Below are 16,369 nucleotides of genomic sequence, written 5' to 3' on the forward strand. Positions count from 1 at the left end.
AGACGTAATCAGCCCATCGCTTCATCCAACGTTAATATTTCCTTCACAAATCCTCCATCAGAAAATTCCTACCCCCCACGCCCCTGTCCAAGGTCACTTGGCAAGCCACACCGGCCCCGGCTAGCGTCGGTGGATTCATGTTTCTGGCGAGGGGAACTGCATGGCATCGACGTTGTTGCGCACCGGGGTGGCACTGGCGCTGGTTTCATTGAGCACGGCACCGGCGGTGGGCGCCTCGCGCTTCGTCGCCGATCCCTACCCCAGCACCTACCAGGCACACCCCGATGCACCGGTGCTGATCCAGAACGCCACCGTGCTGACCGGCACCGGCCAGCGCCTGGACAACGCCGACGTGCTGCTGCGCGAGGGCCGCATCGTTGCCGTCGGCCGCCAGCTGCAGGCCGATGCCGGTGTCACCCGCATCGATGCGCAGGGCAAGTGGGTCACACCCGGCCTGATCGACGTGCACTCGCACCTGGGCGTGTACCCCAGCCCGGGCGTCGGCGCGCACAGCGACGGCAACGAGATGACCGCGCCGGTCACCGCCAACGTCTGGGCCGAACACTCGGTGTGGCCGCAGGACCCGGGTTTCGCCACCGCACTGGCCGGCGGCGTGACCAGCATGCAGGTGCTGCCGGGCTCGGCCAACCTGGTCGGTGGTCGTGGTGTGACCCTGAAGAACGTCCCCGCCATCACCTACCAGGCGATGAAGTTTCCCGGCGCACCGTGGGGGCTGAAGATGGCCTGTGGCGAGAACCCGAAGCGGGTCTACGGCGGAGGCAAGGGCGTCGCCCCAGCCACGCGGATGGGCAACGTTGCCGGTTACCGCGCCGCCTTCATCGATGCCGCCGACTACATCGCCAAGAACAAACCGAGGCCGGCCAAGCGCAAGGGCTGGTTCGGCAGCGACAAGGGCGACAGCGCCGGTGATGCCGGCGGCAAGCGCGATCTCAAGCTGGACACGCTGGCCGGCGCGATCGAAGGCGACATCCGCGTGCACATCCACTGCTATCGCGCCGACGAGATGGCCACCATGCTCGACCTGGCCAAGGAATTCGGCTTCAAGGTGGCCGCCTTCCACCACGGCGTGGAGGCCTACAAGCTGGCCGACCGGCTGGCCGCCGACGGCGTCTGCGGCGCGCTGTGGGCCGACTGGTGGGGCTTCAAGATGGAAGCCTTCGACGGTATTCCGGAGAACATCGCATTGGTCGATCGGCCGAAGAACAGCTGCGCCATCGTCCATTCCGACTCCCCCGAAGGCATCCAGCGCCTGAACCAGGAAGCGGCCAAGGTGATTGCCGCCGCGCGCCGCGCACGCATGCCGGAGATCCCCCCCGAACACGCCATCACCTGGATGACCGCCAACGCCGCCAGGGCGCTGGGGATTGAAGGCCAGACCGGCACCCTGGAGGCCGGCAAGATGGCCGACGTGGTGGTGTGGAACGGCAACCCCTTCAGCTCGTACGCGCTGGCCGAGCAGGTCTTCATCGACGGCCGCCGCCTGTACGACCGCAGCGCACCTGCGGCCACGCCACGTTCCGACTTCCAGCTTGGCCAGGAGGTGCACTGATGCGCGCGTTGAACAAGCGTCGCCGGGCATGGCTCGGCGCTACGGTCATGGTGCTGGCCTGCCTCTCCGCATCCGCGCAGGCGCAGGACCTGCTGGTGCGCAACGCGACCGTGCATACGGCCAGCACGCGCGGCAGCCTGCAGCACGCCGATGTGCTGGTGCAGGGCGGGATCATCCGCGCAGTCGGCAGCGGGCTGTCCGCCCCGGCCGGCGCCAGCGTGGTCGAGGCCGATGGCCGCCCGCTGACACCGGCGCTGTTCGGGGGCATCACCGAGATCGGCATCGAAGAGGTCTCCGGTGAAGCGAGCACGGTCGACAGCACGTTGAAGATCGGCGAACAACCGTTGCGCCCCGAGTTCGATGTCACCCTGGCGTACAACCCGGCCTCGGTGCTGATCCCGGTGGCACGCCTGGACGGCATCGGCTTCACCGCCCTGGGGGCGGCCACCGGTGGCGGCTTCGTTGCAGGCCAGGGTGGCGTGATGCGGCTGGACGGCAGCGCCGATCCCCTCGGGCCGCGCGCGCTGTTCCTGCGCCTGGGGTCGGCCGCAGTGGAGCTGACCGGGCAGTCGCGTGCCGCGCAATGGATGCTGTTGCAGCAGATGGTGGACGAGGCGCGTGGCCAGGTTGCCGCGGACTCACCGCACGCGCTGCTGACGCCGGCCGGGCGCCGCACGCTCAGCCGCTACCTGGCCGGGCACGGCCGCATCGTGGTGGAGGTGGACCGCGCTGCGGACATTCGCCAGCTGCTGCGCTGGGCCGCCCGCGAAAAGGTGAAGATCGCCATCGCCGGTGGCAGCGAAGCCTGGCAGCTGGCGCCGGAGCTGGCCGCCGCACAGGTACCGGTGTTCGTCGATGTGTTGTCCAACCTGCCGGCCAGCTTCGACCAGATCGGCGCCACGCTGGAAAATGCGGCACGCCTGCAACGTTCCGGCGTGGCGGTCTCGTTCGTGCAGCGTGGCGACGCCTCGCACAACGCCCGCAAGATGCGCCAGCTGGCCGGCAATGCCGTGGCCAACGGTTTGCCCTGGGCCGACGGCCTGGCCGGCCTGACCCGGGTGCCGGCGCAGGCGTTCGGCGTGGCCGACCAGATCGGCAGCATCGAGCCGGGCAAGCGTGCCGACCTGGTGCTGTGGGAGGGCGACCCGCTGGACGTGGCGCACTATGCCGAACAGGTCTGGCTGGGCGGCCGGGCGATGCCGATGCGCTCGCGCCAGACCGAACTGCGCGACCGCTACCTGCAGCGCAACGCGCAGCCCTGACCTCGTTATCCAAGGAAACCTGCATGGCCACCCTGCGCTGGTACTTCGACTTCGTCTCGCCCTATTCCTACCTGCATTGGCAGAAGCTGAAGCAGCTACCCCAGTTCGCACAGATCCAGACCGTGCCGATCGCCTTCGGTGCCGTGCTGCATCACCTGGGCAACCTCGGGCCGGCCGAGATTCCGGCCAAGCGCCGCTTCATGTACCGCCAGCTGCTGTGGACTGCGCAGGCCGAAGGAACACCGCTGCGGTTCCCGCCGGGCCACCCGTTCAACCCGTTGTCTGCCCTGCGGCTGTGCCTGGCCGCCGGTGGCAGCGTGCAGGCGGTGGACGTGCTGTTCGACTGGATCTGGCGCGACGGCAATGCCGCCGATAGCGCCGAGGCCCTGCGCGAACCGGCTGCGCGGCTGGGGATCGAGGATGTCGCCAGCGCCATCGCGGCCCCCGCGGTCAAGGAGCAGCTGCGGAGGAACACCGAGGCCGCCATTGCTGCCGGCGTGTTCGGCGTACCGACCCTGGTCATCGATGACGAACTGTTCTGGGGCAACGACGCCCATCCGTTGATGGCCGCCGTGCTGGCCGATCCCGCCCTGCTGCAGCAGCCCGAATGGCAGCGCCTGGCCGAACTTCCGGTGGCCGTGCAGCGCAGTCGCTGAACAGGGCCTGGCGCGTTTCCCTCGCGCGCCACGCCAGAATTTGAGATAGATTTCACGTTTCCGAACCTACAACCGCCCTGGAGGGGGAGCCGCGGATGCGCATCGGAATCGTCGTCGACTCGGCCTGCGACCTGCCGCAGGACTTCATTGCCGAGCACAACATCGTGCTGCTGCCGATCACCGTACGAATCGGTGAAGCGGTTCTGGCCGATCATCGCGATGAGCAGGCCACGCTGAGTTTCCTGCATGCACACGTGGCCGAGCACGGTGCCGAGGCGGAGACCATCCCCTTCAGTGTCAACCAGATCCGCGACCTGTTCCTGCAGCAGCTGGTGATCGATTACGACCACGTGTTCTGCATGACCATCACCAAGACCCGCAGCCCGATCCACGACAATGCGCTGCAGGCCAGCTTCGCCATCCTCAACGATTACAAGCCGGTGCGGCAGGCAGCGGGCTACAACTCGCCGTTCGCGCTGCGCGTGCTCGATACCCAGAACCTGTTCGCTGCGCAGGCCGTGACCGCAGTGGAGGCGGTTCGCCTGCGTGACAGTGGTGCCAGCGTGCAGCAGATCCGCGAACGGCTGGAAGAACTGGCCGGCAATGTGCACGGCTACATGATCACCCGCGACCTGTACTACATGCGCGCGCGTGCACGACACAAGGGTGACCGCAGCGTCGGCCTGCTCAGCGCCGCACTGGGCAGCGCGCTGGACATCAAGCCGGTGCTGCACGGCTACCGTGGCCAGACCGGGCCGGTGGCCAAGATCAAGGGCTTCGACAGTGCCGTGCAGAAGCTGTTCGCGGTGGTCAGCCAGCGCGTGCGTGCCGGGCTGATGACGCCGACGGTATGCGTCAGCTACGGCGGTGAGCTGGATGAGCTGCGCAGCCTGCCCGGCTACGCACAGATGAAGGAGGTCTGCGCCGGCCATGGCGTGACCGTGTACGAATCGGTGATGAGCCTGACCGGCATGGTCAATGTCGGCAAGGGCGCGGTCACGGTGGGTTTCGCCGATGGGCCACATCGGTTTGAATGAAGGCCGACCGTGGCTGGAATCTGCACATCGATTCCACCACGGTTGTGCCAGCCTTGCCGCACTTCAAGGAGAACTTCATGCCTGCGCAGTACCACATCAGCCTGCCCGACCCGTCCAAGGCCCGCGGCAACGACCCTGACCTGTCCTTCCATTCGCAGGGCGCCGCCGGTTTCGCCGAAGAGCTGCAGGACGCCCTGCGCAGCGGCACGCTGTTCGAGCGCTGGAAAGCCAAGCAACCCGACCCGGATGCGGTGGAACCGCAGTGGGGCGTGACCGATCCGGACGCCACCGTGACTGGCGAGCAGAAGGACCTGCGCATCAACCTGGTCGCCACCACCCGTATCGACAGTGACGTGTTCAAGCAGCGCCTGCGCCTGCTGGCCGGCACTACCCAGTGCGATGTCCCTGGACGGGCGGCACGCCATGGGCTGGTCCGCTCAACAGTCCATGGTGCCGTGCGCGTTGCCCTCGTCATCCAGCACGCGCGCATGCAGGACCACCCGGTTGCGGCCGGCACGCTTTGCGGCATACAGGCCGGCATCGGCATCGGCCAGCAGCTGGTCGGCACTGGCCAGCGCCGGTGGGTGCAGGTAGCCCACGCCGACGCTGATGCTGACCGGGCCTTCCGGCAATGGCAGCGCTTCGACCGCTTCGCGCAGGCGCTCGGCCAGCGCCAGCACGCCCGACAGTGGGCTTCCAGGCACAATGACAGCGAATTCTTCACCGCCATAACGCGCAACGCTGTCACTGCCGCGACCTGCGACGCCCTTCAGCACCCCGGCCACCGCCTGCAGGCAACGATCACCGGCCGGATGGCCGTGCCGGTCGTTGAAGGCCTTGAAGTGGTCGATATCCACCAGCAGCAGGCCCAGCTCGGTGCCGCTGCGCCGCGCGCGATTCCACTCGGAGGTCAGCCGCGCGTCGAACTCGCGGCGATTGGCCACGCCGGTGAGGCCATCCTGCCGCGCCAGTTGATCCAGCGCCGCCTGACGCTCCAGCAGATCGGTCTGCAGCAGGACGCTGCGCAGGCCGAAACCAAGGGTGGCTACGACGAAGCCCGCGACGGCCAACGGCCGCGCATGATCGACCACCAGCGTGCCGACCACCAGCAGCAGCAACGGCAGGATGATCGGACCGGCGGCCTGCACCGTCCTCGCCAGCCGCGGGTGTGCCGTGGTGCCTGTGTCCGGCGCCGTGTCCAGCGCCATGCAGGCGATCAGCAGAAAAGGTACGTCGATCAGCAGGTCGTTGAACGCACCGAATGCATCATCGGAGGTGTAGTGGTTGATGTAGTAGGCCACCAGCAGATAGGCCAGTGCGTACAGCGCCAGTGCACGGAAGAACCTGCGCCGTTCGGGCACGTCGCCGGCCAGCCATCGCACCACGGCGAACGCGGCGATACACAGGTTCTGGATGTCGAACATGCGCTGCATGTTGGACATGGCATGGGCGTCGACCTCGACACGGGCGGCGAACGATGCGGTGTGCACGAAGAACAGCACACCCAGCAGCGCCGCCATCGCCGCGTCGATCAGGCTGATGCTCGGGCGCTCGCGGCGTGCCCGGGCCAGGATGAACACCAGCGGCACGCCATACAGCACGTACAACAACAGGCTGACGCGTGGGGTGAAGTCAGCCCGGCCGGCACCCAGCGCATCCACCATGTTGAACGTCATGCCACCGGCCCACAGCAGCAGTGCCATCGCGGTAGAACGCCAGCCCAGAGCGGCGCGGTCACGTTGCGCCCGCAGCAGGCACGCGGCGGCGGCCAGCAGCGGTGCGCCGGTCAGGAACAGGAAAGAACCCACGCCCGCCGGGCTCGGCCAGAACGCCACGGCCAGCCCATGGCAGAGCACGTACAGCAGCGCCAGCACTACCGGCATGCATCCCCCCGATCCGCAAGGCCGTCTGAGCGCACGATAGCGCGCCGGCACTACCGGAAAGCCCTCAGGCGTGCAGGGCGCGGGCGTGGTGGGCGACGTGCTCGCCGATGAAGCTGGCGATGAAATAGTAGCTGTGGTCGTAGCCCGGCTGCAGGCGCAGGGTCAGCGGATGGCCGGCTGCGCCGCAGGCCTGCTGCAGGCGCTGCGGCTGCAGCTGGGTCTGCAGGAACTCGTCCGCCTCGCCCTGGTCGACCAGCAACGGCAGGCGCTCGCTGGCCGTCGCCAGCAACGCACACGCGTCCCACTGCGCCCAGTCGGCTGGGTTGTCGCCCAGATAAGCCGTGAACGCCTTCTGCCCCCACGGTACGTGGCTGGGCGCGACGATCGGCGAGAACGCCGACACACTGCGGTAGCGCCCCGGGTTGCGCAGCGCGATCACCAGCGCACCATGGCCGCCCATCGAATGGCCGCTGATCGCGCGTGCATCGGTCACCGCGAAGTTCGCCTCGATCAGCGCCGGCAGTTCCTGCGCCACGTAGTCGTGCATGCGGTAGTGCTTCGCCCACGGAGCACGGGTGGCATTGAGGTAGAAGCCTGCCCCCTTGCCCAGGTCGTAGCCTTCGGCATCGGCCACGTCATCACCGCGCGGGCTGGTATCCGGCGCGACGATGATCACACCGTGCTCGACCGCATAGCGCTGCGCGCCGGCCTTGGTGATGAAATTCTGCTCGGTGCAGGTCAGGCCGCTCAGCCAATACAGCACCGGCAGCTTCTGCGTTTCCGCCTGCGGCGGCAGGTACACGGCGAACTGCATGTCGCAGCCCAGCGTGGTGGAATGGTGCCGGTAGACGTCCTGCCAGCCGCCGAAACAGGCGCGGTGTTCAATGCATTCCATGGTGCTCTCCTGCGCGGCGGCGTCAGCCGTCACGTGTGTTGATCAACTCATCCAGCTGCGACAGCAGGCGCAGAAGCGATTCGACGCCAGGCTGGCCATCCAGATTGCGGTACGCCGCCACCGCCACGTCGCTGCGCGGTGGCCATTGGCCGTCAGCGCGGGCTTCGTGCAGGCGCGGCAGGAATACCTGCGCAAGCCAGTGCTCGAACGGCATGCCATCGTCGCTGCCGAAGGCCGAAGTCACCGCACGCGGTGGCCCCACCTCGCCGTCGACCCAGCCTAGCGCACGCAACGCCTGCTCGATCGGGTCGACCAGGGCCGCGCGCGGATCTTCCGCACGCGGCCTGCGAAGGGCATCCAGCCAGCCCATGACGCGCCTCAGTAGTGGACCACCGAACGGATCGACTTGCCTTCATGCATCAGGTCGAAGGCGTCGTTGATCCTGTCCAGGTCCATGGTATGGGTAACGAACGGGGCCAGTTCGATGTCGCCCTTCATCGCGTCCTCGACCATGCCCGGCAGCTGGCTGCGGCCCTTCACGCCACCGAAGGCAGTGCCCATCCACTTGCGGCCGGTTACGAGCTGGAACGGGCGGGTGGAGATCTCCTGCCCGGCACCGGCCACGCCGATCACCACGCTCTGGCCCCAGCCACGGTGCGCGCATTCCAGCGCCGCGCGCATCACGTTGACGTTGCCGATGCACTCGAAGCTGTGGTCCACACCCCAGGTGGTCATTTCCACGATGACCTGCTGGATCGGCTTGTCGAAGTCCTTCGGGTTGATGCAGTCGGTGGCGCCGAATTCGCGCGCCAGTTCGAACTTGGACGGATTGGTGTCCACCGCGATGATGCGGCCGGCCTTGGCCTGGCGCGCACCCTGGATCACCGCCAGGCCGATGCCCCCCAGGCCGAACACCGCCACGCTGTCGCCTTCCTGCACCTTGGCGGTGTTGTGCACCGCGCCGATGCCAGTGGTGACGCCACAGCCGAGCAGGCAGACGTGCTCCGGGTTGGCGTCCGGGTTGATCTTCGCCAGCGAGACTTCGGCCACAACGGTGTACTCGCTGAAGGTCGAGCAGCCCATGTAGTGGTACAGCGGCTCGCCGTTGTAGCTGAAGCGGCTGGTGCCGTCGGGCATCACGCCCTTGCCCTGGGTGGCACGCACCGATACGCACAGGTTGGTCTTGCCGCTCTTGCAGAACAGGCACTCGCCGCACTCGGCGGTATACAGCGGAATCACGTGGTCGCCCGGCTTGACGCTGGTCACGCCCTCGCCCACTTCCACCACGATGCCGGCGCCTTCATGGCCCAGCACCACCGGGAACAGGCCTTCCGGGTCATCGCCGGACAGGGTGAACGCATCGGTGTGGCAGACACCGGTGTGGGTGATCTTCACCAGCACTTCGCCCTTCTTCGGCGGGGCGACGTCGATCTCGACGATCTGCAGAGGCTGGCCGGGACCAAAGGCGACGGCGGCACGGGACTTCATGATGGCTTCTCCAGGATCAGGCGGAAATGGGATACAGCGTGAGCGGCGCGACGTCGCGCCGTCGTTATTTCAGGTACGAGCGGATCAACGCGCTCATGTCGCGCACGCGTTCGGCGCGTTGTTCGTCGGAGGCGGCGGGCTGGCCGAATTCCTCGCGCAGATGGGCCTCCATCACCTCGGACATCAGGCCGTTGACCGCGCCACGGATGGCGGCGATCTGCTGCAGCACCGGCCCGCAGTCGGCGCCGGCTTCCAGCGCGCGGTCCAGCGCATCGCACTGGCCGCGGATGCGGCGCACGCGGGCCAGGACCTTCTTCTTCTCTTCGGGGGAGTGCGGCATGGCGGGCCAGCTCGGAACCATACTGGGGGATAGTATATACGCAAAAAGCAGAAGGGTTGACGCAATAGGCTGCTTGGCAGCTCTACGCCGGGTGCCTGCAGAAACCAGATGCAGCCACCGCACTGTCCTAGATGCACGTCATCCGCCGCGAGCTGGCCCAGCTGCCGCCGGCCCATGCCATCTGGTCGTTCGATGATAGGTAGCTGGAGCACGACCGATGGCGGCGCTCCGGCCTACCGGGTTCAGGCCTCCTCGCGCACGTAAGCGAACGACTCGTCCAACCGCTCGAAGCCGATCACATCAGCGACGATGGCCTGTGCGTCGTCTTCGCTGATGTTTCCTTCTTCAATATCGTCAACGCGGGCGAACAACCGCTGCAACGCCGCGAACTGGTCGCCGCGCAGGAACGACTGGTGGCTCTGCAGCCAGCGCTGCAGATTGCCGGCCAGCTCGCCATGCGACAGCAGCGTATACGGCGCTTGGTAGTCGGCAACGGCTTCGACCATCTTGCGGAACAGGAAATCCTGGTAGTTGGCGGCCAGCACATCGGCACGATCATCGTCATGCCACACCAGCACGACGGGCGGCTCGGCAGAATCGGGCGCGTTGCTCCAGAAGCAGTAGCTGTCGCCCGCGCCGGTCCGCGCAAAGGGCAGCAGTTGCAGGTCTGTGCGCAGGGGATTGTAGTGGTCCTCGGCGGTCAGCTCCTGCCACGCCTCCAGCAGCTCGTCGTGTTCCAACGGCTCGTAATCCTGGGCGTATAGCAACACCGGTGGATCCGCCTGCAGCGTCGGGAACACCACCTCGGACCAATCCGGATGCGGACTGCCCCAGCTCAATCGGCCTGCTGTCTGCAACTGCTTGAACAAAGGGGGGAAGGCCTGCCCGGTGGCCTGTTCGATGTCAGAGAGTGCGCTCATGGAAGTCCTTGTCGATAGAGGTCGCCCAGCTTGCCCGAATCCTCGCAGGAGATGAACCGGCAGCAACAGGTGGCGGGACTAGACTGCAACCACCGGATGCAGGAAATCACTGCCATGAACGCCACTGCCCGCAACTTCATCATCAACATCGACGTGCCCGACCTGGCCGCCGCCGAAACGTTCTACCTGGCCGCGTTTGGATTGCGCATCGGTCGTCGGCTCGGCCCCGGCGCGGTGGAACTGCTCGGTGGACCCACGCCACTGTACCTACTGCAGAACGACGCCGGCAGCGCCGCCACCGAAGACGGCGACGTGCGTGACTACGAGCGCCACTGGACCCCGCTGCACCTGGACTGGGTGGTGGAGGACATCGACGCCGCGTTGATGCGTGCGGTCGCGGCCGGGGCGATGCTCGAGCAACCGGTGCGCGAGCGCCGCTGGGGCCGTATCGCCGTGCTGGCCGATCCGTTCGGGCACGGCTTCTGCCTGATCCAGTTCAGTGGCGAAGGCTACGACGCGCTGGTCGAGTGAATTGCCGTCTGCATTGCGGGCGCCAATCCACGCATGGCGCGGATCTACTGGTCTGGTCCTGGTGGACGCCATCCGGTAGATGCCGACCGTTGGTCGGCACTCCTGCAGCACCTCACTCCCGCAACATATCCACGAACGCACGCAACGCACCGGGCATCTGCCGTTGCTTCGGGTAGTACAGCGCAAACCCGGCGAACGGTTCGCTCCAGTCTTCCAGCACCGCCACCATCTGCCCCGATTCGATGTACGGCCGCGCGGTGTCTTCCAGCACGTAGGCCAGGCCGATGCCATCAAGCACCGCGCCGACCACGGTGCCCTGCTCGCTCAGCGTCAGCCGTCCGGGCACGTCGATTTCCAGCGCCTGCCCACCGCGCTCGAACTGCCACTTGTACAGATGCCCGCTGGCAAAGCGGAAGCGGATGCATTCATGCGCGGCCAGGTCGCGCGGATGCAGCGGCGCCGGATGCCGCCGCAGGTAATCCGGCGAGCCGACGATCAGCCCGCGCAGCGGTGGCCCCATCGGCACCGCCACCATGTCCTCGGGCACGAACTCGTGCAGGCGCACGCCCGCGTCGTAGCCCTCGGCGACGATATCGACCAGCCCATCATTTTCGGTCAGCTCCACCCGCACGTCGGGATGAGCGTGCAGGAAGCGCGCCAGCCGAGGCCGCAGCTGGGTCGCCACCGCCGCGCGGGTGGCGTTGATGCGCAGCAGGCCGGCCGGGGCGGCGCGGAAGTGGTTCATTTCTTCCAACGCGTCATGCACCTGCCCCAGCGCCGGCTGCAAGCGCTCCAGCAGGCGCTGCCCGGCCTCGGTCAGGGCCACGCTGCGCGTGGTGCGGTGGAACAGGCCCACGCCCAGTCGTTCTTCCAGCGCGCGGATCGCATAGCTCACCGCCGAGGTCGACAGCGCCAGCTCGGCGCCAGCGCGGCGGAAGCTGCGGTGGCGGGCAACCGCCGCGAACGCGGCCAGGTGGGAAAGGTTGTCAGTGGCCATGATTGTGCAGTTTCACTTGATGAATCATGCCGATATCCACGCTTCTTGCCATTGGGAACGCGGCGTATTGTAAAGCGCCTTTCGATAAACCCTGCCAAGGATTCCCCATGTCCCTCGCCCGTGGTTACGCCGCCCATTCCCATACTGCTCCGCTGGTCCCCTATGAGTTCGAACGCCGTGCGGTCGGTCCCGACGATGTGCGCATCGAGATCCTCTACAGCGGCATCTGCCACTCCGACCTGCACCAGGCCCGCGATGACTGGGGTGGCTCGATCTACCCGATGGTGCCGGGCCACGAGATCATCGGCCGCGTCACCGAGGTCGGCAGCAACGTCACCCGCTTCAAGGTCGGCGACCACGCCGGCGTGGGTTGCATGGTCGACTCCTGCCGCCACTGCGACGCCTGCCAGCACGACCTGGAGCAGTACTGCGCCGAGGGCGCGACCTGGACCTACAACGGCCGTGAACGCGAAAGCGGCGCACCGACCTACGGCGGCTATTCCGACCACGTGGTGGTAGAGCAGCGCTTCGTGGTGAAGGTCTCCGACACCCTCGACCTGAAGGCGGCCGCACCGCTGCTGTGCGCCGGCATTACCACGTGGTCGCCGCTGCGCCATTGGAAGGTCGGCCCGGGCCAGAAGGTCGGCGTGATCGGCCTCGGCGGCCTCGGCCACATGGGCGTGAAGTTCGCCAAGGCGCTCGGTGCGCACGTGGTGATGATCACCACCACCCCGGAAAAGGGCGCCGATGCCAAGCGCCTGGGCGCCGATGAGGTGCTGGTCTCGCGCGATGCGGCGCAGATGAAGGCGCACGCCGGCAGCTTCGACTTCCTGCTCAATACCATCCCGGTCAGCCATGACACCAATCCGTACATGGGCCTGCTCAAGCGCGAAGCCACCATGTGCCTGGTGGGCGTGCTGACCGAACTGGACCCGCCGTTGACCGGCGGCAGCGTGATCTTCGGCCGCAAGCACCTGACCGGCTCGGCGATCGGCGGCATGGCCGAAACCCAGGAAATGATGGACTTCTGTGCCGAGCACGGCATCGTCAGCGATGTGGAGATGATCGACATCAGGAACGTCAACGAAGCCTGGGAGCGCATGGCGAAGAACGATGTGCGCTACCGCTTCGTGATCGACATGGCGACGTTGAAGAACGCGGCCTGAGCCAAGGCAGATGTGGAAATGAAAAACCCCGGCAATGCCGGGGTTTTTCTTCTGGTAGTGCCGGCCGCTGGCCGGCAACCCCGCATGACGGTCAGTACGCGAACTCGCGGAACACCGGATCGACGTCACCATGCCAGCGGCCATGGAACAGCGCCAGCTTGCGCTCGGCCGGGGTCAGGCCGGATTCGACGATCTCCTGCAGTACGTCCAGGAACTTGCTCTCGTCCTGGCCATCGGCATTGCGCGCAGCACGGCGCTTGAGGCCTTCCACGGAAATCCTGACCGCTTCCCGGGCCAGGTCGCGCACCGTGCCGTTGCGGAACGGCAGGTTCATTGCATGCTTCGGCACGCCGTCACGCAGCGCATGGCGCTCGGCCTGGGTGAAGTCACGCACCAGGTCCCAGGCAGCGTCCAGCGCAGTGTCGTCGTACAGCAGGCCCACCCAGAACGCCGGCAGCGCACACAGGCGGCTCCACGGGCCACCATCGGCGCCGCGCATTTCCAGGTACTTCTTCAGGCGCACTTCCGGAAACGCGGTGGTCATGTGGTCCGACCAGTCGCGCAGTGTCGGCAACGCGCCCGGCAGCACCGGCAGCTTGCCCTGCATGAAGTGGCGGAAACTCTGCCCGCTGGCGTCGTGGTAGGTGCCGTCGCGATAGGAGAAGTACATCGGCACGTCGAGCAGGTAATCGACATAGCGCTCGTAGCCGAATCCATCCTCGAACACGAAGTCGAGCATGCCGGTGCGGTCGGCGTCGGTGTCGGTCCAGATGTGCGAGCGATAGCTCAGGTAGCCGTTCGGCTTGCCTTCGGTGAACGGCGAATCGGCGAACAGCGCGGTGGCGATCGGCTGCAGCGCCAGGGACACGCGGAACTTCTTCACCATGTCCGCTTCGGTGGCGTAGTCCAGGTTCACCTGCACCGTGCAGGTACGGGTCATCATGTCCAGGCCCAGCGAACCGACCTTGGGCATGTACGCGCGCATGATCTTGTAGCGGCCCTTCGGCATCCACGGCATTTCATCGCGCTTCCACTTCGGCTGGAAGCCCATGCCGAGGAAGCCCAGCTGCAGTTCGCCGGCCACCTGCGCCACTTCGTTGAGGTGGGTGCCGGTCTCCACGCAGGTCTGGTGGATGGTCTCCAGCGCCGCACCTGACAGCTCCAGCTGGCCGGCCGGTTCCAGCGTCACCGAGGCCCCATCGCGCAGCAGGGCGATGGTGCAGCCATTCTCCTGTACCGGCTCCCAGCCGAAGCGGACCAGACCGTTGAGCAGTGCTTCGATGCCGCGCTCCCCCTCGAAGGTCGGCGGGCGCAGGTCATCCAGGCGGAACCCGAACTTCTCGTGCTCGGTGCCGATGCGCCACTGCGCGCGGGGCTTCTCGCCGGAGGCGATCACCTCCACCAGCTGCGAGCGGTCGGTAATGGGGGTATCGGCGACGTGGCTGGGGCTCGACAAGGGGAAGGCTCGCTGGACGGTGGCGGGGGATGTGGGGCTCGCGGCCTTCCATCGCAAGGGCGCACTATAGCGTGGCACCTCGTTGCGTCATGCGACGGTGACGGGTTTCAGCATCCTACCGACGCCCTCTTGACCCTCGTACACTCAACGTCATGAGCCGCCATTCACGACACCCCGAACTGCACCGCTCCGAGCGCGTCGGCTGGCTGCGTGCCGCCGTGCTGGGCGCCAATGATGGCATCGTCTCGGTGGCCGGCCTGGTGGTCGGCGTGGCCGCCGGCGGCGCCTCCGCTACCACCATCCTCGCCACCGGCGTGGCCGGCACCGTGGCCGGCGCGATGTCGATGGCCGCCGGCGAGTACGTCTCGGTACAGACCCAGGCCGACACCGAGGACGCAGACCTGGCAATGGAAAGGCGCGAGCTGCGCGAAAATCCGCACAGCGAGCTGGAGGAGCTGGCTTCGATCTACCGCCACCGCGGCCTGGAGCCTGCGCTGGCACGGCAGGTGGCCGAACAGCTCACCGCCCATGATGCGCTGGGTGCCCACGCCCGCGACGAACTGGGCATCACCGATACCCTGCGCGCCCGCCCGCTGCAGGCAGCGCTGGCCTCGGCCGGTGCGTTCACCTGCGGCGCGGTGCTGCCTGTGCTGACCGCCCTGCTCGCACCGGTCGACAGGGTCGCACTGATGACCACGGCCAGTACCCTGCTCGGCCTGTGCCTGACCGGCGCAGTGGCGGCCAGGGCCGGCGGCGCACCGCCGGTTCGCGGCGCGATCCGGGTGATGTTCTGGGGCGCATTGGCGATGGCCGCGGCGGCCGGCGTCGGTCGCCTGTTCGGTGCCCACGTGTCATGACCGCCATGCTGCCACCGGCCACCGCACTGCTGGCCGAGATGGCCAGCCTGGCCGGCTGCGCACGCGCCGAAGGTTATGCGTGCATCACCGCTCGGCGCGAACATGGCGCCAGCTCGGTGGAGATTCCACAACCGCAGTTCGCGATCCTGCTGGAAGGCCGCAAGCAGGTGCGTACCGCGCACCAGTCGCTGGAGTTCATCCCCGGCGACATCCTGCTGCTGACCCAGCGCTGCCGCATCGATGTGGTCAACACCCCCGACCCACGCAGTGGCCGCTACCTCAGCGCCATCGTGCCGCTGTGTGCCGAAGTGCTGGCGGCCGCACGTACGCTGTGGAGCGGGGAGCTTCCCGCCGCCGGTCATGCGATGGCGCGACTGCCGTTGATCGATCATGGCGTGGTGCTGCGCCAGTGGCGGCAATCACTGCAGGACGGCCGTTACAGCGAAGCGCGGCTGGCCCTGGCCTCGTTGGTACTGACCCTGTGCCGGCAGGGCCACGGCAACCTGCTGCTGCCGCAGGCGCCGAGCCTGGGCGAACAGATCCGCGACCGCATCGCCGCCGAACCGGCTCGCGACTGGCAATCGCGTGATGTGGAAGCGCTGTTCGCGCTGAGCGGCGCGACCCTGCGCCGTCGGCTCGCCGCCGAGGACACCAGCCTGCGCCAGCTGCTCACCGAGGCCCGGCTGGCGCATGGCATGCAGTTGCTCTACACCACCGACCTGCCGCTGAAGACCGTGGCCGCACGCGCGGGCTACCGGTCTGCGGCCAGTTTCAGCAAGCGCTTCGCCGAGCAGTACGGGCTGGCTCCCACAGACATTTGAGGGGGTTCGGCAGGGCTTGCAGCCCTGCACCTGCAGACGCGACGGCAACAGCCGAAGCAACAGCAACAGCGTGCATTCCGTGAGGTGGCGGGACGGTGTCGGAGTGCGGGGACGCCGCAAGTACGTCCCTGTAGGCTTGGCAGCCGCATCCATGCGGCTGACACCCCGCACTCCGACACCGCCCCACCTCTGACAGATCGTCGCGGCTGTTGGTAGGTGTCGACCTTGGTCGACACATCTGTCAGACATCGAAATCGATCTGACCCCAAGAGAATTTCCAACAGATCACGGAAAACTGTCGAAGGCGGGGTGGGTCCGGTTGCGGGAGTGTCCGCGGCATGGATGCCGCGGCCAAGCCCCCATGGTGAAGTGACCCCCGGGAGTTGGACATCAGATCCAACCCCGAGGGATACATGAACAGATACGACGCGCGTTTCAAACTGCAGGTCGCCAAAGAGGCCTGCAAGACCTCCACATCGGTCAAAGCCGT

The 16,369-nt window shown here is 67.1% G+C and carries 16 protein-coding genes and 1 pseudogene; 9 read left to right on the plus strand and 8 right to left on the minus strand.

The annotated features are described in order from the left end of the window. Positions 1-160: 160 nt before the first annotated feature. The 5 genes and pseudogenes from WDC87_RS10115 to WDC87_RS10135 form a co-directional block, all read left to right on the plus strand. Complete coding sequence (locus WDC87_RS10115) at positions 161-1,570, plus strand: amidohydrolase (protein WP_188240616.1); 1,410 nt, start codon at positions 161-163, stop codon at positions 1,568-1,570. Continuing rightward, positions 1,570-2,832: an amidohydrolase family protein gene (locus WDC87_RS10120; RefSeq protein ID WP_111202286.1), complete on the plus strand. Its 1,263-nt coding sequence runs from the start codon at positions 1,570-1,572 to the stop codon at positions 2,830-2,832. Before WDC87_RS10115 ends, WDC87_RS10120 begins: the two co-directional genes overlap by 1 nt. 23 nt (positions 2,833-2,855) lie before the next feature. Beyond that, positions 2,856-3,488, plus strand: coding sequence for a 2-hydroxychromene-2-carboxylate isomerase (locus WDC87_RS10125; protein ID WP_111008229.1), 633 nt, complete (start codon positions 2,856-2,858; stop codon positions 3,486-3,488). 95 nt (positions 3,489-3,583) lie between these two features. Continuing rightward, positions 3,584-4,525: a DegV family protein gene (locus tag WDC87_RS10130; RefSeq protein ID WP_053501128.1), complete on the plus strand. Its 942-nt coding sequence runs from the start codon at positions 3,584-3,586 to the stop codon at positions 4,523-4,525. A 77-nt stretch (positions 4,526-4,602) separates the two neighbouring features. Then, positions 4,603-4,911, plus strand: a pseudogene (locus tag WDC87_RS10135) (hypothetical protein); the annotation flags it as partial. A gap of 51 nt (positions 4,912-4,962) precedes the next feature. Here the strand turns inward: WDC87_RS10135 and WDC87_RS10140 are convergent. The 6 genes from WDC87_RS10140 to WDC87_RS10165 form a co-directional block, all read right to left on the minus strand. Further along, positions 4,963-6,408 carry a GGDEF domain-containing protein gene (locus WDC87_RS10140; RefSeq protein ID WP_111008228.1) on the minus strand — a complete coding sequence of 482 codons (1,446 nt, stop codon included), beginning with the start codon at positions 6,406-6,408 and terminating at the stop codon, positions 4,963-4,965. Positions 6,409-6,472: 64 nt separating this feature from the next. Further along, positions 6,473-7,303 (minus strand): S-formylglutathione hydrolase, encoded by an 831-nt coding sequence (gene fghA / locus WDC87_RS10145; protein ID WP_072167619.1) that lies wholly within the window; start codon positions 7,301-7,303, stop codon positions 6,473-6,475. 22 nt (positions 7,304-7,325) lie between these two features. Then, complete coding sequence (locus WDC87_RS10150; RefSeq protein ID WP_072167620.1) at positions 7,326-7,673, minus strand: YqcC family protein; 348 nt, start codon at positions 7,671-7,673, stop codon at positions 7,326-7,328. A gap of 8 nt (positions 7,674-7,681) precedes the next feature. Next, positions 7,682-8,791 carry an S-(hydroxymethyl)glutathione dehydrogenase/class III alcohol dehydrogenase gene (locus tag WDC87_RS10155; RefSeq protein ID WP_061479597.1) on the minus strand — a complete coding sequence of 370 codons (1,110 nt, stop codon included), beginning with the start codon at positions 8,789-8,791 and terminating at the stop codon, positions 7,682-7,684. Positions 8,792-8,855: 64 nt separating this feature from the next. Next, positions 8,856-9,131: a formaldehyde-responsive transcriptional repressor FrmR gene (frmR, locus tag WDC87_RS10160; RefSeq protein ID WP_005411009.1), complete on the minus strand. Its 276-nt coding sequence runs from the start codon at positions 9,129-9,131 to the stop codon at positions 8,856-8,858. 242 nt (positions 9,132-9,373) lie between these two features. Next, positions 9,374-10,051 carry an SMI1/KNR4 family protein gene (locus WDC87_RS10165; RefSeq protein WP_088497889.1) on the minus strand — a complete coding sequence of 226 codons (678 nt, stop codon included), beginning with the start codon at positions 10,049-10,051 and terminating at the stop codon, positions 9,374-9,376. Positions 10,052-10,165: 114 nt separating this feature from the next. Between WDC87_RS10165 and WDC87_RS10170 the strand changes: the two genes are divergently transcribed. Beyond that, a complete protein-coding gene (locus tag WDC87_RS10170) occupies positions 10,166-10,582 on the plus strand; it encodes a VOC family protein (RefSeq protein WP_088497890.1) in 417 nt (138 codons plus the stop codon). A gap of 112 nt (positions 10,583-10,694) precedes the next feature. Here WDC87_RS10170 and WDC87_RS10175 read toward each other — a convergent pair whose 3' ends face one another. After that, entirely contained in the window at positions 10,695-11,579 is an 885-nt protein-coding gene (locus WDC87_RS10175; protein WP_061479601.1) for a LysR family transcriptional regulator, read from the minus strand. A 107-nt stretch (positions 11,580-11,686) separates the two neighbouring features. On the opposite strand from WDC87_RS10175, the gene WDC87_RS10180 reads away from it, so the two are divergent. After that, positions 11,687-12,745 carry an NAD(P)-dependent alcohol dehydrogenase gene (locus WDC87_RS10180; RefSeq protein WP_061479602.1) on the plus strand — a complete coding sequence of 353 codons (1,059 nt, stop codon included), beginning with the start codon at positions 11,687-11,689 and terminating at the stop codon, positions 12,743-12,745. A gap of 91 nt (positions 12,746-12,836) precedes the next feature. Here WDC87_RS10180 and WDC87_RS10185 read toward each other — a convergent pair whose 3' ends face one another. After that, a complete protein-coding gene (locus tag WDC87_RS10185; RefSeq protein ID WP_252745074.1) occupies positions 12,837-14,201 on the minus strand; it encodes a glutamate--cysteine ligase in 1,365 nt (454 codons plus the stop codon). Positions 14,202-14,353: 152 nt separating this feature from the next. Here WDC87_RS10185 and WDC87_RS10190 point away from each other — a divergent pair, with 152 nt between their 5' ends. Continuing rightward, positions 14,354-15,058 (plus strand): VIT family protein, encoded by a 705-nt coding sequence (locus WDC87_RS10190; RefSeq protein ID WP_072167623.1) that lies wholly within the window; start codon positions 14,354-14,356, stop codon positions 15,056-15,058. Beyond that, positions 15,055-15,879, plus strand: a complete 825-nt coding sequence (locus WDC87_RS10195) for an AraC family transcriptional regulator (RefSeq protein ID WP_061479605.1) — start codon at positions 15,055-15,057, stop codon at positions 15,877-15,879. The genes WDC87_RS10190 and WDC87_RS10195 overlap by 4 nt, the downstream gene beginning before the upstream one ends. Positions 15,880-16,369: the final 490 nt, after the last annotated feature.

The organism is Stenotrophomonas maltophilia group sp. Smal12 (genome assembly GCF_037079935.1).
GTDB lineage: Bacteria > Pseudomonadota > Gammaproteobacteria > Xanthomonadales > Xanthomonadaceae > Stenotrophomonas > Stenotrophomonas sepilia.

Excerpts from the sequence above, each read along its gene's own strand:
- WDC87_RS10175 (WP_061479601.1), bottom strand. The coding sequence starts at position 11,579 with ATGGCCACTGACAACCTTTCCCACCTGGCCGCGTTCGCGGCGGTTGCC.
- WDC87_RS10130 (WP_053501128.1), top strand. The coding sequence starts at position 3,584 with ATGCGCATCGGAATCGTCGTCGACTCGGCCTGCGACCTGCCGCAGGAC.
- WDC87_RS10120 (WP_111202286.1), top strand. The coding sequence starts at position 1,570 with ATGCGCGCGTTGAACAAGCGTCGCCGGGCATGGCTCGGCGCTACGGTC.
- WDC87_RS10195 (WP_061479605.1), top strand. The coding sequence starts at position 15,055 with ATGACCGCCATGCTGCCACCGGCCACCGCACTGCTGGCCGAGATGGCC.
- frmR (WP_005411009.1), bottom strand. The coding sequence starts at position 9,131 with ATGCCGCACTCCCCCGAAGAGAAGAAGAAGGTCCTGGCCCGCGTGCGC.
- WDC87_RS10140 (WP_111008228.1), bottom strand. The coding sequence starts at position 6,408 with ATGCCGGTAGTGCTGGCGCTGCTGTACGTGCTCTGCCATGGGCTGGCC.
- fghA (WP_072167619.1), bottom strand. The coding sequence starts at position 7,303 with ATGGAATGCATTGAACACCGCGCCTGTTTCGGCGGCTGGCAGGACGTC.
- WDC87_RS10115 (WP_188240616.1), top strand. The coding sequence starts at position 161 with ATGGCATCGACGTTGTTGCGCACCGGGGTGGCACTGGCGCTGGTTTCA.
- WDC87_RS10125 (WP_111008229.1), top strand. The coding sequence starts at position 2,856 with ATGGCCACCCTGCGCTGGTACTTCGACTTCGTCTCGCCCTATTCCTAC.
- WDC87_RS10190 (WP_072167623.1), top strand. The coding sequence starts at position 14,354 with ATGAGCCGCCATTCACGACACCCCGAACTGCACCGCTCCGAGCGCGTC.
- WDC87_RS10165 (WP_088497889.1), bottom strand. The coding sequence starts at position 10,051 with ATGAGCGCACTCTCTGACATCGAACAGGCCACCGGGCAGGCCTTCCCC.
- WDC87_RS10155 (WP_061479597.1), bottom strand. The coding sequence starts at position 8,791 with ATGAAGTCCCGTGCCGCCGTCGCCTTTGGTCCCGGCCAGCCTCTGCAG.
- WDC87_RS10150 (WP_072167620.1), bottom strand. The coding sequence starts at position 7,673 with ATGGGCTGGCTGGATGCCCTTCGCAGGCCGCGTGCGGAAGATCCGCGC.
- WDC87_RS10170 (WP_088497890.1), top strand. The coding sequence starts at position 10,166 with ATGAACGCCACTGCCCGCAACTTCATCATCAACATCGACGTGCCCGAC.
- WDC87_RS10180 (WP_061479602.1), top strand. The coding sequence starts at position 11,687 with ATGTCCCTCGCCCGTGGTTACGCCGCCCATTCCCATACTGCTCCGCTG.